Raw genomic sequence first — 20,380 nt, 5'->3', positions numbered from 1 at the left:
CCGATGCCTACTTTTTTTCGTCCCTATTATATTGATGCAAACGATCAAAAAGTGATTTTAACAAACGATGCATCCGTACTGCAGGCGGCCACCGCAGCTCTGATCGCTCAATTTCCGCAAATTGCTACCATCGGGCAAGAATCAATTCGAGCGAATCTTGTAAGCCCGCTAGCGCAGGGAAATAGTTCCCCACTCCCCTTCTTACAATTAGCGGTCACTGCATATGCATCGATCCAAGGGGACGAAAATCTTCCCGACGGAGACGCGACAACCAAACTGAGATTAGATTTCTCCGCAGGCGATCCGTGTATTATTACGATAACTGCAAGCTTACCGGATCCAACTTTAAGTCTCGCACAACTACAATACGTATTGACCCTCAGCGATCAAATCATGAATTTCTTTTCTTTCGAAGTCGTCGATTCGAAGGGGCAGAATCTGGTTTATGGAACTTCGGAAGATGCGGTATTGGACTACTTGGTCATTTTCAATTTACTGAGCGCCTATGCCCTTTCGACCAATCAAGAGCTATCTCGGAAAATTCCGAGGCAGAATACACTATTCACCAAGGGTTTGAAGCAGTGCATCGATTTCTCCGACTTCATCGGTGAGAAGGCAAAATACTCCCGGTTTACCATCACCAAAACTATCGCGAACGTGCTGTTTGTAGATCGGGCAAAACCGAGCGACTGGTACCCTGTACGCCTCGGAGACGACAATACAGTGCTGGATCGAATCAACTTAATCGGGATAGGATCGGGCGCCCTGAATCAACAAGGACAGACAAAATTAAAGACTACGATCTTTTTCTCGCAAGGAGGCGATTATTCAAGCGCTTTAAGTACGATTGATTTCATTAATTCCAAAGACTTTAACGTGGATAGAATACCGTCTCTGATCAGCAGGACCTCGGTTGACGCTAGCCTTCTAACGAACCGAAGAGTTTATTATTACAATACTGGGGGAAACCTACTCGCTTATCTCGGGGAATATATTCCGGAAACGTTCGGAGGCGTCGGAGGAAGGGGAAGAGCGGATTCCCCGGATGAAAACGAATTCCTCTGGACCGGTAATATTGCTACCGGCTACGCGATCGGATTGCCGTTAAAGAATTATCTAGGATTCTCCGGTATTAATCCATCCGGATTTTTCATTACGAATACGCCGATGGAAAAGTTTTTTACGACGGGAAAATCGAAATCGACGTCTTCCATTGCTCTAGCCGCTTACCCAATATTGGAAGAACTTGGCTATTACAAGAAACAAAAGATGGTGGGAATGACGGTGGTCCCGAGAAAAAATTTACCCAAGGTTTATGAAAAGCCCAGGGTTTTCATGAATCTGCCTCCTCGAAAAAATTTCAAATCCATAGGAGAGGGCGCAAACCGAAAGATACTTCATAAAAAGATAATGAAAGGTGAAATTGATTCCGACACGAAAGAAACAAAAGGATTACCGCTGCAGCATAGCGAATCCCAGGAACGGGAGAACGCCGGATCGGTAATGAAGAAGTATTTATTTTCCACGAAATTCTCCGAGGGGATGCATGTAGACGGAGACGATACGTTTTCGGACAAGTACATCACCTATTATACCAAAAAGTATCACGCGCCTTTCCCGGGGAGTAGCCTGTCTGCAACCGATTTCACCAATTACACGGCTAGTGAAGACGGGGAAACGACCGACGCCATTCGGACATTCCCAACCGACGTCCCTTATTTATTAAAGAAAGATCCGTATTACGAAGTCGTAACGGACCAGGAGTGGTGTCACTTATTCGGACACGGGGACGGAGGTCCCGATATCCCCAAAAACTTCGTTTCGGGGAGCAAGCATTGTAATACCGAACAACTCGCCATCGAAACCGGGCAACGAAAAAGAAAAATCGAAGGGATTACCGCCAAAATCACCGCCTATCTGCTTCCTACCAGCGATATCTGGTTCAACGCCGGGACGGAAGCGGACGTTAAGTACGGAAGAGACATTCTTCCCTTAGCGCACGTAATGCGATATAAGGTATATGACGCCAAAAAAAGCAAAGCATTCGATCATTGGTACGACGCACAGGCGCAAAGCTTCGATTATAATGAATTTTTAATATTAGAGGAGTTCGTAGACCGAAAGACTTCGGTTGGAGACGATATAGCCTCTTTAGAATACAGGGGGTCACTTATCGCCAGGTTCTTGGATCGGCTATTCAAAGACTGTAAGACCAACGACATAGCGTACGATGATGCCGCATTGAAGCCGTTTTGCGACTTTCCTTCCGGGTATAAAACCGCAAAATCCAAAAAAACGGATCGGCAAAATACCGTCGTCCTATTTCTACAAGGAGAGGGGAAAACGGTCCTAGAGCAATTCATTTTCGACGAGAAACTCTCTCTATTGGCCACGAAGAGCCTGCCTCGGATAGTGCAAAATCTTTTCTTGCAAATCATAGCAAAGTCGCAGTAACCGTAAAGAAAAAGAAGATTCATGATAGTTAAAATATTTATAAAGTACTTTATTCCGATTCCGAACCGTAGGCGTCTTCCTATCGATTCGAATCGGAAAATAAGAACCGACCGGCTAGGATAAAACGATATGCCCTTTTCCGTTTACCCTTATTACGTTGATTCGAACTATTCCACCGTATATCTTTATGACGACGCCGACAGAATAACGGGAGATTTCATGAATGCCTTCCCGGAATTGGACGGAGTGGGCGGAATGAGTGCCGCCTACATCAAAACGAATTTAATCCAAAAAATCGCCGCTAAATTCGTTCCTTCCTACTTTATCCAAATTGCATTAAACTATTATAAAAATACCCAAAATATCGACGACCTACCGGCAACGGACGACGCCACAAAACTGAATCTACCCGCCTTTAACCCGGAGGCAAACCCTTGCAAACTTACGATCGCTTCCGTCGGACCCAACCTGAGCGAACTCGAAGCCGCTCAGTTGGAGTATATATTCTCGTTTACCGACCGGTTAATGAACTTCTTTCTTTTTGAATTTTCTTCCGACGACGAACCGATCATGTACGGTGCTGCGGACAATCAAATCCTCGGGAACCTAACCATCTTGAATTTAGAAAGTGCTTATGCTTTGGTTCAATTACCGAATCGGGAAATAGTGAATTTTAAGGAACGATTAGCGGGGTACGTCAATTTTACGAATCCGAAAGATCTAGTCTTCGGTAACCAAATATACACGAATTTATTCAGTTCCGGGATAGACCAAGGCACTTGGTATCCCATTGCAGGAAATGAGGGAATCGCTAAATATAATATTAAGAATTTGGTAACTCCTAAGAACCAAGGAGAGGTCGCCCAAGGACTCTTTTTGCTGCGATGGCTGGACGGGACGATAAAAGAATACGACGCTTTACTCGCGACCGCACTTACCATCAAAAAGTCTTCCGGCTTAGATCCGGTAAAGATCGATGCCCTATCGTTGAAAGCAACAACTGTGGGAGCCCTTACCAAATCCGTACCGGCGAGTCTGGCCAACAAAACCCCGTATTACTGGGTCGACCAAGCGGGCGTACTCGCCGCGATACTGGGACGTTTTATCCCGAGTCTGGGTGGAGGAGGCGTCGGAGGAAGGGGAAGAGCGGATAACGTAAATGAAAATGTGATTCTTTGGAGCGGAAATTCATTCATTGCTTATGCGATCGGATTGCCGATCGAAGCAAAAGATAAATCTGCGATCGTGTCCACCAAAGCCGATCGAGTCTTCAAAACCAATACACCTTCTTCGACATACGAACCGGCTGCATGGCTATCCAAGGATGCGGAAGCGATGCTTTACGGAATTATAAAGAATAAAACCGTTCCGCCTATCAAAAAATCTTCCAATCAATTTCCTCCTATTTTTTATTTCAAGAGATTCAAGGGAGCGGATGTAAAAAGAAAGAACAAACCTCTAGCCGGCTATGACCCTCCAAGGGTATTCGAAACACCTATTAAGAATTTTAAATATATCGGGAAGCAACTTTTGACCAGGAAAAAAATGAAAGGGAGCGAAGACGCTAAGCACGCGTCCGGAGTCAAGTTAAGCCACAGACAATCGATGGAGAGAGAAAACGCCGGAACCGTCATGGGCAAATTTCTTTTTAATAAAAAATTTAAGAAAGACCAATCCGGAGACACATTCAAGACGGGTTATGATGCATACTTTACTCAGAATAATCCCGGCGATTCCGGAAGCAGTCTCCCTGCCACCGATTTAACCAATTACCTCGCTCAAAAAGACACGGTATTAAAGACTGAAATTTTAGATAAGTATCAGGAAGCGACTCCCTATTTCAAAAATCTGCCCGTCCCCAAAGGCGGATCTCAAGCCCTGAGAGTCATAACCGATCAAGAATGGTGCCATCTCTACGGTCATGGAGATGGAGGCCCGGATATCCCGCAAAATTTCGTATCGGGAAGCAAACATTGTAATACCGAGCAGCTTGCGATCGAAACGGGTCAGAGAAAAAGGAAAATCGAAGGACTCACGGCCAAAATCACGGCATACATGCTTCCCGCACAGACAGTCTGGTATACCGGAGCCGACTCCGACGATGCGCCCGCGGATCGAGGGGACGTTAAAAAGCCCCTTGCCAATTTCAAGGAATTTCCGCTACCGACCGCACACATGATGCGCTATAAGGTCTATCACGGCGGGAAGAAAGTGTTCGATCATTGGTACGACGCGCAAAGCCAAAGCTTCGATTATAATGAATTTCTAATTTTAGAAGAGTTTGTGGATTGGAAGGTCTCTCTCTTGGATCCCTTGGCAAAATACGAATACAATGCCTCTCTGATATCCAGGTTCTTGGACAGATTATTTCGGGATTGTGCGAAGACCGTGCCACCCATCGATTGCACCGCGGCGGATTTTGCACCATTCAAAGCGTTTCCGCCCGGTTATAAAGACGCAAAGCAAAAGAAAAAAAAAGATCCGGGCGCGGTGCGAACCTTCGTAACCGCAGGTACGGGTAAACCGGTGTACGATAAATTTAAGTTCGACGACGAAAGCGGAATCATACTCGGGGATCAGATCCAAAACCAAATCCCGGAACCGATCAAAACGACCTTTGCCAAATTAATTAAAGTACTTCAGTCTTAACCATGCCTACTGTAGAAACCCAAACCTTTGCTCTGAAACTTCTGACGGATCTTTTTAACCGTACAAAAAATACGGCGGGAGATCTTCTCATCGACCAAAACTTCCTCGGACAGGACCACCTTCCGAAGATTTGGAATACTGTGTTCAATGTGGACCATTTAAAACTCGGCTCCATTCAAGTAGGTGCGCAGGACACATCGACCGGCAATTTTACGGTAAGTGGTAAAATCGATCTGATCCCCTTCCAAAACAAGGGAATACAGCTCCAGAATTTGGGAGCGCAAATTCAATTTTATGCATCTAGGGATTCCACCAAACCCACCGAAACCGTTATAGAATGCGTCATCGATTTTCAAGGTTTGCCCACCGAATGGGACATCCTTTCCTTATATCCTTATCTTCCCCCGTATGTGAATTACCAAACGGATATGCTCGCGGAAGGAGCCCAGGAATCATTCCTTAGAAAAATATCGTTCCAAGATATTCAAACCCGATTTAGTTCCTACGATTTTTGGCGGGTGCAAAACGAAGAGGCAGAAACGCCCGGACTGCAACTTCTTACGACTCTCTCCTCGGATCCCACATTAGGCCTGGAACTCCTACGAGCCGGATTCAATTTTTCTTCGACGATCAAGGCCGAAGGGGATTTTTGGGACGAGGTCAAACTCATTCGGCCGGATCTGAACACGCTTTCCATTTTCGGTGTCATCGGAGTAGACGACCAAGGATCCGGGAGCGCACTCATCGGTCATAGCCTTCAAGACGTTACTACGAAGCTGTATCCTTCCGTAAGTATCGGCGGACTAAAGATAGAACTGAGAAGACTTTGTATTTACTCCGGATTGGAGAACATCAGTGGAGCTCCTCCTGGATTCTTTTTCGAGGTTTATCTGGGTTCGGAAGGAAGCGGTCTCGATCTGATCGTGCAAACCGGAATCGGTTCTACGAGCGCTCGTATTTTAGGAATTTTTGATAAAGGAATTACTCTTTCCGAAATCGAAAATTTATTAGGTCTTTCCGATTTGGCTACAATGCTGCCGGCGGGGCATGAGTTAGGTCAGCTTACTCTGAACTATCTGGAGCTAGGAATTTCCATTTCTCCGATGCGATTGGATACTCTTGAGTTTCACATAACGACTGAAAAACCGATTTCCTTATTTCATGATAAAGTACAGATCACTCCAACGCTTATTTGGAACCGATATTATCCGCAAGGTTCGGATTCCGCGACCTCTACGCTCTCAATCGCGGGAGATTGGATTTTAGGCGGAACGGAATTTTACACATCTCTAGATCCTTCCTCCGGCGGTTTTTTCGTATCCATGAAGGCGGACCAAAGCCTTAATGCCGGAGAGCTGATCAACCGTTTCTTTTCCACGAAAGAACTTCCCGACATCGATATAGTCGATTTTGAACTGGATGGGAATTTTAAGGATTCCTCATTTTCATTCGAAATAGACTGCACTACCGATTGGGAAATCGATTTCGGCGGGAACCTTCCTGTCGTACTCAGCCAACTCGGAATCCAAGGGGAATATGGTCCTCCCGACGGGGATCCATCCGGCGATCCTAGCAGTACCGGCTCGATCGTTGGGATTCTTTTAATCGGCAATTGGAATCTGGATGTGGAGATCGACTGGGGGACTTCCCTCAGCATCGAAGTACAGATTCCGCAGATCAACGTATCTTGGCTGATCGATCAACTATTACATGAAATTCATATACCGCTCGAACTTCCGGACTTTACGATCCAAAATCTGGACGTAAAAATCACGCCTAAAACGAAAGAATTTAACATCCAGGGCGGATCTTCGGATACGATCGAATTCTTTTCAGGATTGGATTTAAAGATAGATTCGTTTCAAGCCCAGCGCAAACTTACCGATCCGACGAAAGGCATTTATTCCAGTACGGCAAGTATTAGCATTACTCTGGACGTGGGTGGAGTCGGTCTTGTGCTTTCGGGAACGTACGATTCGAGCCTCTCTTTGCAAACCGGAAAACCGTCTACAGAATGGAACTTTAAATTACAACAACAGAATACGCCGATTCCGTTCGGGAAGCTTATCGAAAAATTCGGAAGCTGGATCGGTGTCGACCTCCCGATGTGGGTAGGAGATCTGAATTTACAGCAGTTCTATCTCGAATTCAACGTAGGCAACGCGAACAAATATTTCATCACATCCGGAGCCGTTTACGACGGGACCACGTTGTTAGGAAGGTTCAGCTTCTTTGCGGAAAAAAACGATCCTGCGGATACGTATTTAGGAAGTATGCAGGATTATCTAACTTCCATCAACTCAGGAACGTATCAATCTCCTCCGAATACGTATTGGGATTATATACTCGATTTCGAAGTGGAGATCAATATTGATGCGGCTAGTTTTCCTTTGGTCGGCTCGGAAATCAACTCCATACAAGCGATGAAATTGCAATCCATCGCTTGCGCGATCGCCTCTAGAAAATTCACCCAGAATGAGATCGGCACTCTCGTCAATCGATTGCCGCAAGGTGCCTTAATCCCTCCTGTTAAGGATATCGATAAAGGAAAAAACTTTTCCACGCACGTACAACTCGGAAGCTCCGTAATGTCGCTCGCTCTGCCTTTGGACGGGCCACCCGTAGGAGGTGCTGGAAATAATTTTCCGGTCGATCCGGCCACTCCGCTTCCGCCGAATTATCCCATCACCCCTGCGCAGCGGAGTACGGTCGATAAAACCAAATGGTTCGCGCTGAATATTCATCTCGGTTCCGTCACCTTGCAAAGAATCGGAGTCCGATTTGAAAACTCGAAAGTCACGTTTCTCTTAGATGCGTACCTAAGTATGGGCGGTATAGAAATCGGCTTAGCCGGATTAGGTGTTACGAGTCCATTCGATCATTTTCAACCTAGCTTCATGCTCGAAGGATTAAGCATAACTTATTCCAATCCGCCCGTTACGATCGGAGGAGGATTCCTGAAAGCTGCAGAAGGATTGTACGAAGGGCAGGCGATCCTAGGCCTCACGCAATTTGAACTTTCCGCGTTAGGCGCGTATTCGAACCGGAACGGAACGGTTTCCTTCTTCGTGTATCTGGATTATTCCCAGCCGCTCGGTGGACCTCCTTACTTCTATGTAATGGGCTTAGCCGGCGGATTCGGTTATAACTTTACTCTGAATGTTCCCGACGTGGATCAAATACGGAATTTTCCCTTCGTGCAGATTGCGGAGGGCTCGGAATCTTCCGCGAATTCCGATCCGGTTGCGATGCTTCAGTATTTGGATGAAAATCGGATCACCGTTCCGAAGTCGGGCGAATATTGGTTTGCGGCAGGTATACGATTTCTGACATTCCAGATGATCGATTCGTTCGCACTCGCCACTGCCCAGTTAGGCGATCATTTCGAATTGGATCTCGTCGGATTATCCACCTTGACGATTCCGCAAGGTGTTTCGAATCCCATAGCCGAAGCTCAAATGGCGCTCAAGGCATCTTTCGATCCTCAAAACGGATTCTTCGGAATCAGCGCGCAATTGACGCCGAGTTCCTACGTATTGTCGAAAGATTGTCACTTAACGGGAGGATTCGCGTACTTCGTCTGGCTCGGGGGGGATCACGCCGGAGATTTCGTGGTGACTTTCGGAGGATACCATCCGAGTTTCCAAGTTCCGTCCCATTATCCGAACGTACCGCGTCTAGGCATTTATTGGCAAATCGGATCGAATATTAGCATTCAAGGATATTCTTATTTTGCTCTCACTCCCGGATATCTAATGGCGGGTGGCGGACTGGAAGCCGTCTGGAGCTGCGGGGATTTAAGCGCTTGGTTTTCGGCTTACGTCGATTTTCTACTTCGTTGGAAACCCTTTCATTACGACGCGGATTGCGGAGTCGATATCGGAGTTTCTTATCGATTCTCGATAGACCTACTGTTCTATACGATACATATCACGATCACCGTCCATATCGGTGCGGACATACATTTCTGGGGGCCGGATTTTAGCGGAGTCGCGGAAATTCATCTATGGATCGTTTCATTCTCGATCAGCTTCGGCGACAGCGGACAACATCCCGATCCGATCAAATGGTCGGAATTTAAAACGTCCTTCTTGCCGCAACAGGACGGACAAACCCGTGGTTTCGAAATAACCGCGACATCGGGAATCGTCAAAGATCTAAGCAAGGATACTTCGTCGAAAGTGCAGTGGGTGATCAACCCGCACACATTACATCTTTCCTTTGCGACTTCGATTCCATTGAGAAAGACCTCTTTCGGAAAAGATACTCTTACTAGCGAGAATCCTACGTTCGGAATCGCCCCGATGAATCGAAAAAGTTCCGACATTCTAAATTCGGCGGCATCGATTACCATCACTAGGGACGGGGAAAGCGCGGAAGGAGATTTCGTTTTAATACCGCTCTATAAGAACGTGCCGGATTCCCTTTGGGGTCAGTCGATAAGTGCCGACCTGAATTCAAAAGCGATACTTTCAGGAATTCTAATGGGTTATGAAATCGCTCCTAAACCGATTCCGAACCCGGCAGTCACCGCTAGTATCCCCGTATTCCGATTGGAGTTCGCGGACGACCCGATCCTAAACGCCTATGATTGGGAAACCGTGACGGAACCGAATCTAGGAAATCTAAATCCGGAACAAAGAAGAGAAAAGATTATTACGACGATCTCTCAAACCGCAGATGCGAGATCGGCCTTATTTTCCGCCTTCGGCTTTGCACCGGGAGATTTCGATTTATCGAACCTTTCGAAGGGTTCCGATAACGCATTCTTGATCCCTCCGAAAATATATTCTTAACGAGAGAACTCATGTCAGATAACAGAACAGCGGAATTTATACAGTATCATCGCCCGGATTTAAAATCTGGTGATTACACGATCCAAATACAACACCAAGTCGATCTGGGCTTCGGAGACACGGACTCGTTTTCCGAAACCAAGACTCTATCGGTTAGAGGAGAACGATTCAAGATCGCGTCCGAAGAGATTGTCGCTTGCTTTCCTCCGGACGGAAGTTTCGGAGACTTTTCCAATTGTTTACCACATATCGTGATTTCCAAGTCCACCTTACCTTGGGAAAGAACTGCAGGGACGGAAACCAGCGGTACTCCCTGGCTCGCCGTACTCTTAATCGATTCCTCCGAATTCTCACAAGTGAAAACGGATACGGTGACGATCGGAAACCTGGGATGGCCGCTGGAATCGGGAGACAGCGCTTCGGATTCGTGTCAAACTCTCAGCATCTCGAGAAAAATCTTGGATTCGATTATTCCTCTGGAAAGCGAAATAAACCGACTCACGCACGTCCGACTCGTCGAAACTTCGGATAAGGCCACTGCGACGGAGGACGGGCCCGGAGAATTTGCCGTAGTAGTAGGAAACCGCATCGGAAAACCCGGTTCGGTTAGCACTGCATATCTCGTTTCTTTGGAAGGATATTATGATCCTGTAATAAACTCCCGCTACGCTCCGGATTCGACGGGAAATGTTACTCTTGTTCTTTTGAGCAAGTGGAGTTTTTCTGCCGAGTCGGAACAATTTACGTTCAAGCATTTAGTATCCAATCTGAATCGAAATCCTTCAACGCCGCGCTTGCCGGACCTCCCTGGGCTTTCTATGATCGCTCAAAACATGGTAAAGTCGGGCCATCTACCTCTGCCCCACCGCTTACGACAAGGGGATAAGACCGTGTCCTGGTATCGAGGGCCGCTTGTTCCCTATTCGGTTCCTATAACGATGACTTTTCCTGCATCCACTTCCGACGAACTGACTTTATACGATTCTAATAATGGAGTCTTTACCCTGTCCTATTCGGCCGCATGGGAGTTAGGTCGACTCTTAGGATTGCAAAGCCGTTCCTTTTCTATGGCGCTCTACCGTTGGAAACTTTCCCAAAAACGACAGGATATTTTAGCGGCGGAAAAAGCTTTGATCAGCCGACTTTTCGGAGATCCATCCTTCGCAGCCTCCGATGCGGCAAGCGGATCCGATTGGCAGGATATCATAAACGATTGGTTGGGAAAACTCTCCCTATTAATCGGAGTCCCCTTTTCCTATCTCGTACCGGACGAGCGAATGCTTCCGATGGAATCGATTCGTTTTTTCGAACTGGATACCAATTGGGTGGATTCCTTAATCGACGGAGCATTTAGTATCGGCCGCTCTACTGCGGGAGATCTTGCAAGCGACCAAAAAACTGCGAGTTCGATTCGTCAATCCGCCGCGCAAACCTCGTTGACCGTCAGGAAATCATCCCCCGGTACGAATCCTTCTCCTCTAGTTCCTCAAAAAATCGCAGGAGTACTCCTGAGATCGTCCGCAGTTGCAGGCTGGCCCAATCTCGAAATCAGAGGTTACGCCACTCCGCAGAAAGATGCAAACAATCTAGCGACCGACCAGCTCACCTGCCTGCGCATGGATCATCTTTCTAAGGACGTGATACTTTGCCTTTTTGCGGGAGAATTACTTCAAGTGGATATCCAACTTCCTTCGGAGGGAGTTCATTTCGGATTGGATTTCGATCAGACCTTCAGCAAGGAACTCAGGGATCCGAACGGAGATTTGGAAACTACTTTAATTTTAAATAATATTCCTTTCCGGGATCATGACGGCGTTCTAAATATAGACCTTCTTGCGAACGAAATAGCGCAAAAATTGAACGTCACCGCCGATCAGCTTACTTCCGCTCAATTCGCGATGCAGATGGTGGAAGGCGTAGATAAGATCAGCTTTCTCAAAACACAGGAGTGATACGATCGATGGCCCAGACAAATAATACCTCCTCTTTTTTACTCGTCCCGGTCGATTTGGATGCGATGTGCGTAGGGAAGGAAGATTCGGAACAGCGGGCTTCGCTTACCGCACCGGCGACTGCGAACTTCGTAACATTACCGTATATGGGTGGACCGCAAGGACCGAACCTTAGTGATCTGTTCGTAAACAAACCGTTTCAAACCGAAAGCCTGCCGTTAAAAATAGGCGTTCATCTTCATTGGGCTCTACCGGATGCACTCACGCAGGGAATGCAGATAAAAAATAAGGACACGGGCGCCGAATCGATTCAGTTTCCGAATGTACCGAATCGATGGATGGTCACGAGAATACTAACGAGCCTGGATGGAGACGGGTCGCAAACGACGCAAAAATCCTGGATCGTAGAATCCGATTTCCTATCGACGGACGCAAATACGTACTACGATCATACGAATATTCCTTTCAATAAAGACGGCAATTTCACCTTCTCTCAAACGAACCCGCCGTTTCGATATATGGGAAGAGCGATCGAATTGGAAAAATGGTCCGAAAGTCCGGACCCGAATATAGAAAGATTAACTCCTCTTACAGCGATCGGATACGGGGAGCCTAGGTTCGCCTCGTACTATCCGAATTGTAAAACCGTATTCGGATTTCAGGATACATTCGCCGATCAGGTCAATTTTAACCCGGAGAGTTATTCGATCAGTTATGCGGTCATTGGATGGTACAGCGATCAAAATAATGATCCTATTCATTCTTCCGGCGATCTTGCTAAAACGTTAGACGCCTTCCATTGGGAACTCCCCGAAAAAACCCAGATCGATTCCATTTCCCGGATGGTATGCGTCGGAATGTTAGGAGACGTAAAATGGAATCCGTCGACGAATTACATAAGTTCCAAAACGGATTTGAGCGCGACTCAGGTCGCTCTTGCCAATACGAACTCGGAAGGATTAGCCAGCCTTCTTTCCGGCCTGATCCAAATACCGGAGTTGAGTCGGAGCCAGTTGGAACGTTTCATCGAGGCTTTACAAATCGGATATTTGGATAAATTAACCGACGTTGGAGCAATGGCGGAACTGGAACGAGTATTGCATAAAAGCTTTTTCGGAACTAAACAGACGGAAACAGTATGGACCGTCGTTCCTGCCGACCCTAAAACCGAAGACGCAACCGGATTATCGGAGCAAGTCTCTAAAGATCTCAATCAATTAAATCGATATCAAATACAAGCGGACCAAAATTCCGCACAGATCCTTTCCATAAAAAAACAGGTATTTGCGGATTGGTATAAGTTCATTGCGTCTTTGTATCCTGCAACCGGGAACCCGCCTCCGGTAAGTTCGAATGATATAAGACAATTCATCGAAGCGAATACCGGCGACCAGTCGCAGTTTCAAGTTCTGAACGGGAATCTCTCCGCGCTTACTTCCGAAATCCGGTCCCTTTCGCAAAAAATTACGGATGAGATCGGAAAGCAGTATTCCCTAAAGGCGATCGAAGCCCCGCGATTTTACAAACCCAATGATCCGATAGTATTAATTTCCGGTAAAGATCTTCAACCCTCGGGTCGGTACGGATTCGACGGTGCGTTTTCCGAAACCGGTAAATTGCTCTGCCGACTCGACTCGCAAACGATCACGACATTCCAGTTCGGCTTTTCGGCAAAATCATATGCGGTTGCATCCGGCCAATTGCCCAAGTACTCCGACATTTCCAATCTTCCTTTAGGAAATTTACCCAACCTAGTTCTCTCCGAATCGTATTATTTGGATAAAAGTCAATGGGGAGTCGTTCTGAAAGCGAGCGAAGCATCTTCCATCTCGGACATCTTAAAACAATTACGAAGCGAATTCGACTCGAGTGGATCGGATTCATTTTACAAGAATCATAGTACGTCAGGCGTGGTACCTTCCCCATTACAATTTAATACATGGGATCGTCCTTGGCATCCGATTCTACTCCAATGGAATTTTGCATTCCGGCCGTATCAGACGATTGAAACGGTCGCTCAAGGAGTCGCGCTGCCCAACTATATCCCCGATTTCATTCAAAAGAATTGTAAACTTCCCGACGGAGAAACGGATTTAAAGTACGGCGGAGAAGGATTGGGGCAGGAACAAAACTATACCGGCGCTACGATACTGACTCCCCAAGCGATTAAGAATTTGAAAGATCGGGTTAGTGACTATCAAAAGTATTCCTCCAACCCGATCGTTCAGAAGATCCTCGAACAGGCCGTGAATATTCCGGTTTTGTCGCAGGCGCTTTCCGGATTCAACGAAGCGTTGGGTATGCAATCCCAAGAAATGCAATTTCAGATAAATGATCCTCTGGCGCGCGGACTCGAAAGGACATTCAACCAAAAAATACGGGACTTTGTCGGTGGGACGAACGATGCCAATCCTCTGCCGGAAATCAACTTTAACCCGATCCGATGCGGGCTTGGACGCATCCAGAAGCTTAGGGTGATCGACGCTTTCGGTCAATACCGGGATTATGACACCCCGCCTACGGTAGCCTCCCGCAGCCTTTCCGTTCAAAACGATATTTATCCCGCTTTCCTTCCTCCGCGTTTCGTTCAGCCCGCGAGATTATTGTTTCGTTGGTTATCGACGTACGACGACTCGGAAGAAATGAACAGTATCAACTCACCGATCCATGGCTGGATCCTGCCGAACTATCTGGATGGAAGTCTGGTTATATACGACCAAGACGGAAACCCGTTAGGGTCGATCGCAGCTTACGATGGCAGCGGCATTTTTTTCGAAAGCGCCCCGGGCAGGGATCCCATAACAACGATACGAGTTCAGGATGCGGATTTTTCGCAAAAGATGAATCAAGTATTCAAAAATTCGCATATTCTGGAATTCGTATCTAGTATTCTAAATAGAGACGAATCCTTTCTGGAATCGTTCATAAGCACACTGGACAAATCCCTGCAATTCATAGAGCCGCAGAACTATAGCGAGACTACGAGCTTAATTCAATTCATCGGTCGGCCGATCGCCGTCGTGCGGGCGAAATTAAAGATGGAATTAAAAGGAAATCCGATTCAAAATCAAAGCTGGGCCTCGCTACATTATAATATTAGCGATCAGAACCAAAGCGACGTTGCGAGCTTTACCCAAGTTACCTTTCCTCTTAGATTAGGAAGCGCCTTACAATACCAAGACGGATTACTCGGCTTTTATCCTGAAAAAGACGGCAAAACGGATTTCTCCGTTTTCTACTCCTCGCATACCGACGGCTCCGATTCGACGATCACCATCCCTTCGGAAACGACGATCACCCTTAAACCGGATCCGGCGGAGGATCCTATAACGGTTTTACTTCTCGTCGACCCGAGGGCACCGATTCACGCAACAACAGGAATCGTTCCTCAAAAAAGAATCGATATCCCGAGATATCATTATGCACCGGCGTTGGAAAAGATGAGCGTAACGTTTCAAACGGCGCCCGTTTTGACTCCATCGGACCATCTTCAAGTCCCTATACCGCTTATAGCCGGAACGGACTGGGCCTGGGTGGAAAAGGAATCCGGCTCCTGGCAAAATTTTTCGCCGATCGAGAAAGTCCACACTGAAACGAATTTTTCCGGTACCCTGCTATTTAGAGAAGGATGGCTAAAAATAAAAGCTGCCGACCCGAAACAAAATTCTAATGGAGAATAAACTTTATGACTATCACTGCAACTAACCGCCTAGCGCTTTCCTTATCGCCCGTGGACTCGAATCAGAACGGAATATTATACGTTCCGAATGCGGACGGTGAGTCCGTTTCTGCCGAAAATTATTTTACCTTAACAATTACGAATAACGGAAGTGCACCGATTTCGCTGAAAGGCGGCGAGCCCGTACCCGACGGACAAACTTCGGGAGCGGCTTCCCTGCTCGTCGTCTATCTACCGGAGAGCATCGGAGCGGATTCCCTTCCTTCCATCCGATTGAATTCCCCGGCGAACTGGAAGCTAAAGTCGTTTACGGACGACGGGAATTACCTAGTAATTTGCCCTGCCAGTGATTCGACGCTCCCGGCCGGAGGAGTCATCTCGCTCACTTTAATCGGTTTTGTCGCCGCTCCGAGGCAAATTCCGCAAAAACTTGCGATCAACGTATTGAACGTGGACGCTTCGGCCGTAGGTACCGGAGAATACGACTTCGACATATTCATCCAACAGGTCCCGAAAAAAGGAAATAAGGATCTTAGCATCGAATCGAGAACGATCGACGGGAACATAGTCTTTATCACTCCGGGCGGGAATACCGCAAACAGCGAGAATAGTATCAATTTTTATATTCTGAATTCGGGTCGCTCGCTCAACGCGATTCCGGCTAAAGCGAACCAAACGTATATTAGAATTTCCTTCGATACCGGCAATGGGATGGGGGATATAGCCGAAGCCGCGGATTTGGAAGGAATAACCGTAAATATCCAACGAGCGTACGAAAACGGCTTTACGTTAAATTTCGAACGCATCGGTCAAATTCCTACCTGGAAGTTTACCGCGGCAACCGATGTTTTTCTAAACGGTGGAAGTAACGATAGGATCGAATTCGATATCCAGAAGCTGGTCACTCATCTATCGCCCGGAATCGCGAAATGTTATATAGAATATTATAATATTCCTGGATACAACGACGGTTATTCCGATTTTACATTGACAAAGGAATATCCCGAGGCGATTATTACCGGCTTTTTCGCTTCGTCGTACGCGATTGTCGGGGGTACTGAAATCGTGTTGCAATGGGAAACGGAAGGAGCTTCTTATTGCACCTTGGAAGCGGCCACCGGAAGTCTGCTTGACGAAAATAACCAGATAATCCCGGCCTTTCAATCCTTTCCGACTCTCGAGTCGGGGATAAAAATCATCCCTGTTCCGCCTGCAGTGATTCCGGCTTCCGGAGGGATCGTCTTTTCCATTTCATTGCATGCGTTTAGCTTAGATGGAAGAAGTAGCAGTAAAGAATTAGGCATCCAAATTCTTCCGCCCGGCTGCAATCTCTCGGCTTCCAACCTGAATCCGGTTCCGCCCGGGACCTCCGTCACGCTAAGCTGGACATCCCAAAATGCAAGGACGTTGACGATCGATCCGGGAATCGGTACCGTCAAAGACTCGGGAGATATTGTCGTCTCCCCCAAAAATACGACTCAATACACCTTAACGGCCACCGGATTGCGCACGGTAACTTCTTCCGTAGTCGTAACCGTAGACGTCTTAGTGATCAACTATTTTAGGCCCAGCGCATACGTTGTTGGAATCGGGGAACCCGTTACGATTAGTTGGGACGTAGCCTTCGCAATCTCGGTAACTCTGAACGGATCTAAAGTAGCCAATTCGGGATCTGCCGATTTTCCCATAAACAGTTACCAAACCTTCACCTTAGTCTGCCAAGGAAAAGACGGGACATCGCTAACGCAGTCCTTCGATGTTGAGGCCACGGGCGCAATGTAAGTAGCGAGAGAGAGAAATCGATTCAAACGCCGTACGGCGGGACCACGGTGTAAGCTTGGGAAACGGGACCTCCCGGCCCTTGCGCTGTCACAACGAATGTAGTGCTTTGCGGGGAGTCGCCATTCCCTGCGCCTACGGAAGCGCTTCCCGAAAGCGCAGTGGAGACCACTCCCCCGTTAACGGTGACTTGGCAAGAAACGGCGCGAAGTGTTGTCCAATTGAAAACCGCTTTCGCTTCTTCAAAATAAAATTTATTCGATTCCCATAAACCTCCGACGCTAGTGATCTCGACTCCATCCGTTGCCGTTATGGAAATGGATTGAGAGACAGGACCATTTCCCCCGTTACAGGTTAAAGTGAAGACTTCGGTCGAACGACTTAAGAAAAGGTCGATGCTTCCTTTACCGGACGGCAATTGGATTCCGTTAATATCGAGGGTGGTCGCGAATTCCGTATCCCATAAGAAGCCGATCGGATCGCCGATTTTGGCGCTGGACACATTCGCCTGAAAAAGGTTAATCTTAACGGATTGCACCTTCACGGTAACCGCAGAAGTGATCGGACCGTATAATCCCTGAGCAGTGAGCGTATATGTCGTGTCATGCGAAGGAGAAACGTTAACTGAACCGCTCGCGGCTACATTTCCGATCCCCTGATCGATCGAAAGAGAATGGGCGAATTGAGAACTCCAACTTAACTGAACCGAATCTCCTACTTTAATCGGACCGGTCACGGAAGACGCCAACGAGCAGGCCACAGGTTCGATCAAAACACCCTCCTGCTTATTATTACTACGCCCGTCTTGCGTAAACGCGGAAATTTCGACCGAGAACAAAATAGGTGAATTATATTTTTGTAATTGAGGCAAAACAGGGGTGACTTTCAGGCCCGATTCCATTGCAGGAAAAGTCTGATAGGCTTGGATCGTTTGGCCGTTCTGATCCGAAAGACTGCCGATATTCGTACTTAAGGTACAATATCCGGCTCCTTGTGTCTGCCATTGCAGCGTGATGGAATCCCCGTAAGCAAGCTGCGACGGCGAGATAAAAAAGGCGCTAATCACCGCGGCAGGGAGTTCTTTTTGTAGGGAGAAAGTCGCATAACCGTCGTTAAATCCTGGTACATTAAAAAACTCTAAATAAACATTCGCGATCCCGGGTTGGATATGACTGACTAGATTATCCAGCTGGAATTCTAAACGATCATTGCTCCCTCCGTTGAGAAAAACGTCCGTACTTGCGGTAAATTTCCAGGTGGGAATGTTCCGAATTCTTTCCACGGAAAGGGAAAATAAATTCTGGTATTCCCGTATCAGCGAAATATTTGCGAGTTCCGCATCGGCAGCGCCGGTCAAATCTCCCAAATCCTGTCCGGTATCAAAGGAAATCCTAATATAGGAGACGTTCGCCGTGGCCGGTATTTGAGCCGCATTAGGATCCCGATTGGTCAAATAGAAACTGACGGAGTTTGTATTATTTACCGGCGCATCGGAGGGAGTCAAATAGACGATCGGGGAATTTTCGGCATTTGCGATTAAAATCAAATCCTTGTTCCCCTGCTTTGGCACCTGGAGTATTTCGGCTTGCGTTGAATAGATTCCATCGCCGACAAAAGACGCATCCAAATTATACAAGTTAAGATTCAAGGGTTGAGGAATCTGACGAGGAGAGGAAGTTTTGAATCCTGAAAGTTTTAGCGTAAGACTTCCATTTGCCGGAATACTTGTATCCGAAACCGGGGCGAGCATTAAGTAGATTCCGTCATCCGAAAAGCATTTTATCTTCCAATTCTCCTGAGGGCTAACCGCAATCGCGTCCAAATCGGAGGTAGTAAAAACTTCCGGAAGGAATATGCCGAGTAAAAAAGAATTAGGGGGGATCGCCTGATCACCAACGGGATCTCCCTTTTTTAACAGGATAGCTTGCCCGCTAGTATTCACGAGCTGAATCTGGAATGTTTCGCCAGAGGATACCAGATCTCCCGATTGGTTGGGGACATAGATGATAGAGTTTCCTTGAGAATCTGTGGGAGAAAAAATTACATTTAACGTACGGCTCATTTTATCCTAACCAATAATAAACGAAAGACTCCATGTCCGCGAAGCCTCTTCCATGACTCAAGTCTCACCGATAATGGAAATCGGAGATCGACTTTAAGCCACGAGAATAAAATCAATATACGTGTTGAAATCAAGTCAAAAAAGAGAATTATGCGAAACTTTCAGGACATTATTAAGAGTAGCTTCGGAATTCGACGCACGCGAGGCGAGTTACAAAGCAGAATGTGACGAAACTTGGAGCGAACGAGCCTTAGTGGAACGGAAGCTACGTAGTTGTGCGAGGCGATCGCTTTTACCTGTAGCCGTCTTTTCGCTTATCAATATCGACGAAGATGACTAATAGTTCGCTATCTTTAATCAAATAGAATAAACGATACTTACCAATACGGTATCTATAGAGACCGTCAAACTCGCCTTTCAGCTTTTTGATATTCGGCCCAAAAAATGGATTCTTTTTTAGAATGGGGTATGCGTAATCCGTCAATTTTTTTTGAAGATGAGAGAATTGGCGATCTTTAAGCTTACTTTGAAATAATTCGGTTTCCGCAATTCTATATTCAGCGGACAACTTTATATTTTCCTTGAGTTGCTTCTTTAAGCCCCTTTTTCAAAGATGTAATAAGCTGTTTATCCGAAAGAATTTCATCCATCTCTTCATCAGAAGCATAAAACTCATTCGCCAAGTATTGGATTGCGGCATTTTCAACGAAATTTGAAATAGTGCGCCTCTCCCCTTCCGCCGCTTTTTTGAATATATCATAAATTGAATCTTCAATACGCAAAGTAATCGTTTTAGACATACGATAAAACCTGCATTTTTATTCAGATTATAGCAATATAATTCAATCGTCAAGTCTCATTTTTAGATAAAAGTTCTAATTAAATAGCAAAAGCATAGGGATAACGTTCTGAATATTTCGCACATTTAAAGATAAAAAGAAAAGCTCTCCTAACCGATTAAGATTGTGACCAAAAAATATCAAGGATTATGGCGATGCCGTCCGCTGCC

General features: G+C 46.6%; 9 protein-coding genes. 6 read left to right on the top strand and 3 right to left on the bottom strand.

The genetic code is table 11. From position 1 onward, the window contains the following. Positions 1 to 3 precede the first annotated feature (3 nt). The 6 genes from LEP1GSC047_RS01100 (at position 4) to LEP1GSC047_RS01075 (ending at position 17,312) form a co-directional block, all read left to right on the top strand. Positions 4 to 2,454, top strand: coding sequence for a hypothetical protein (locus LEP1GSC047_RS01100; RefSeq protein WP_010412813.1), 2,451 nt, complete (start codon positions 4 to 6; stop codon positions 2,452 to 2,454). Between the two features lie 129 nt (positions 2,455 to 2,583). Further along, a complete protein-coding gene (locus LEP1GSC047_RS01095; protein WP_020988075.1) occupies positions 2,584 to 5,103 on the top strand; it encodes a hypothetical protein in 2,520 nt (839 codons plus the stop codon). A 2-nt stretch (positions 5,104 to 5,105) separates the two neighbouring features. Beyond that, entirely contained in the window at positions 5,106 to 9,899 is a 4,794-nt protein-coding gene (locus LEP1GSC047_RS01090; RefSeq protein ID WP_010412815.1) for a DUF6603 domain-containing protein, read from the top strand. A gap of 11 nt (positions 9,900 to 9,910) precedes the next feature. Further along, a complete protein-coding gene (locus tag LEP1GSC047_RS01085; RefSeq protein ID WP_010412818.1) occupies positions 9,911 to 11,851 on the top strand; it encodes a hypothetical protein in 1,941 nt (646 codons plus the stop codon). A gap of 8 nt (positions 11,852 to 11,859) precedes the next feature. Beyond that, entirely contained in the window at positions 11,860 to 15,531 is a 3,672-nt protein-coding gene (locus LEP1GSC047_RS01080; RefSeq protein WP_010412821.1) for a hypothetical protein, read from the top strand. Between the two features lie 5 nt (positions 15,532 to 15,536). Then, positions 15,537 to 17,312, top strand: coding sequence for a hypothetical protein (locus LEP1GSC047_RS01075; RefSeq protein ID WP_020988152.1), 1,776 nt, complete (start codon positions 15,537 to 15,539; stop codon positions 17,310 to 17,312). A 22-nt stretch (positions 17,313 to 17,334) separates the two neighbouring features. Here LEP1GSC047_RS01075 and LEP1GSC047_RS01070 read toward each other — a convergent pair whose 3' ends face one another. From LEP1GSC047_RS01070 to LEP1GSC047_RS01060, 3 genes are all read right to left on the bottom strand, one after another. Continuing rightward, positions 17,335 to 19,371 carry a hypothetical protein gene (locus LEP1GSC047_RS01070; protein WP_010412826.1) on the bottom strand — a complete coding sequence of 679 codons (2,037 nt, stop codon included), beginning with the start codon at positions 19,369 to 19,371 and terminating at the stop codon, positions 17,335 to 17,337. 292 nt (positions 19,372 to 19,663) lie between these two features. Next, positions 19,664 to 19,939, bottom strand: a complete 276-nt coding sequence (locus LEP1GSC047_RS01065) for a type II toxin-antitoxin system RelE family toxin (RefSeq protein ID WP_010412830.1) — start codon at positions 19,937 to 19,939, stop codon at positions 19,664 to 19,666. After that, positions 19,929 to 20,171 (bottom strand): hypothetical protein, encoded by a 243-nt coding sequence (locus LEP1GSC047_RS01060; RefSeq protein WP_010412834.1) that lies wholly within the window; start codon positions 20,169 to 20,171, stop codon positions 19,929 to 19,931. The genes LEP1GSC047_RS01065 and LEP1GSC047_RS01060 overlap by 11 nt, the downstream gene beginning before the upstream one ends. Positions 20,172 to 20,380: the final 209 nt, after the last annotated feature.

Origin of the sequence: Leptospira inadai serovar Lyme str. 10 (genome assembly GCF_000243675.2) — a bacterium.
Lineage (GTDB): Bacteria > Spirochaetota > Leptospiria > Leptospirales > Leptospiraceae > Leptospira_B > Leptospira_B inadai.
This window is presented reverse-complemented; position numbering and strand designations above follow the sequence as displayed.

Coding starts and splice junctions, on each gene's coding strand:
- LEP1GSC047_RS01080 (WP_010412821.1), top strand. CDS start 11,860: ATGGCCCAGACAAATAATACCTCCTCTTTTTTACTCGTCCCGGTCGAT.
- LEP1GSC047_RS01100 (WP_010412813.1), top strand. CDS start 4: ATGCCTACTTTTTTTCGTCCCTATTATATTGATGCAAACGATCAAAAA.
- LEP1GSC047_RS01095 (WP_020988075.1), top strand. CDS start 2,584: ATGCCCTTTTCCGTTTACCCTTATTACGTTGATTCGAACTATTCCACC.
- LEP1GSC047_RS01090 (WP_010412815.1), top strand. CDS start 5,106: ATGCCTACTGTAGAAACCCAAACCTTTGCTCTGAAACTTCTGACGGAT.
- LEP1GSC047_RS01075 (WP_020988152.1), top strand. CDS start 15,537: ATGACTATCACTGCAACTAACCGCCTAGCGCTTTCCTTATCGCCCGTG.
- LEP1GSC047_RS01085 (WP_010412818.1), top strand. CDS start 9,911: ATGTCAGATAACAGAACAGCGGAATTTATACAGTATCATCGCCCGGAT.
- LEP1GSC047_RS01070 (WP_010412826.1), bottom strand. CDS start 19,371: ATGAGCCGTACGTTAAATGTAATTTTTTCTCCCACAGATTCTCAAGGA.
- LEP1GSC047_RS01060 (WP_010412834.1), bottom strand. CDS start 20,171: ATGTCTAAAACGATTACTTTGCGTATTGAAGATTCAATTTATGATATA.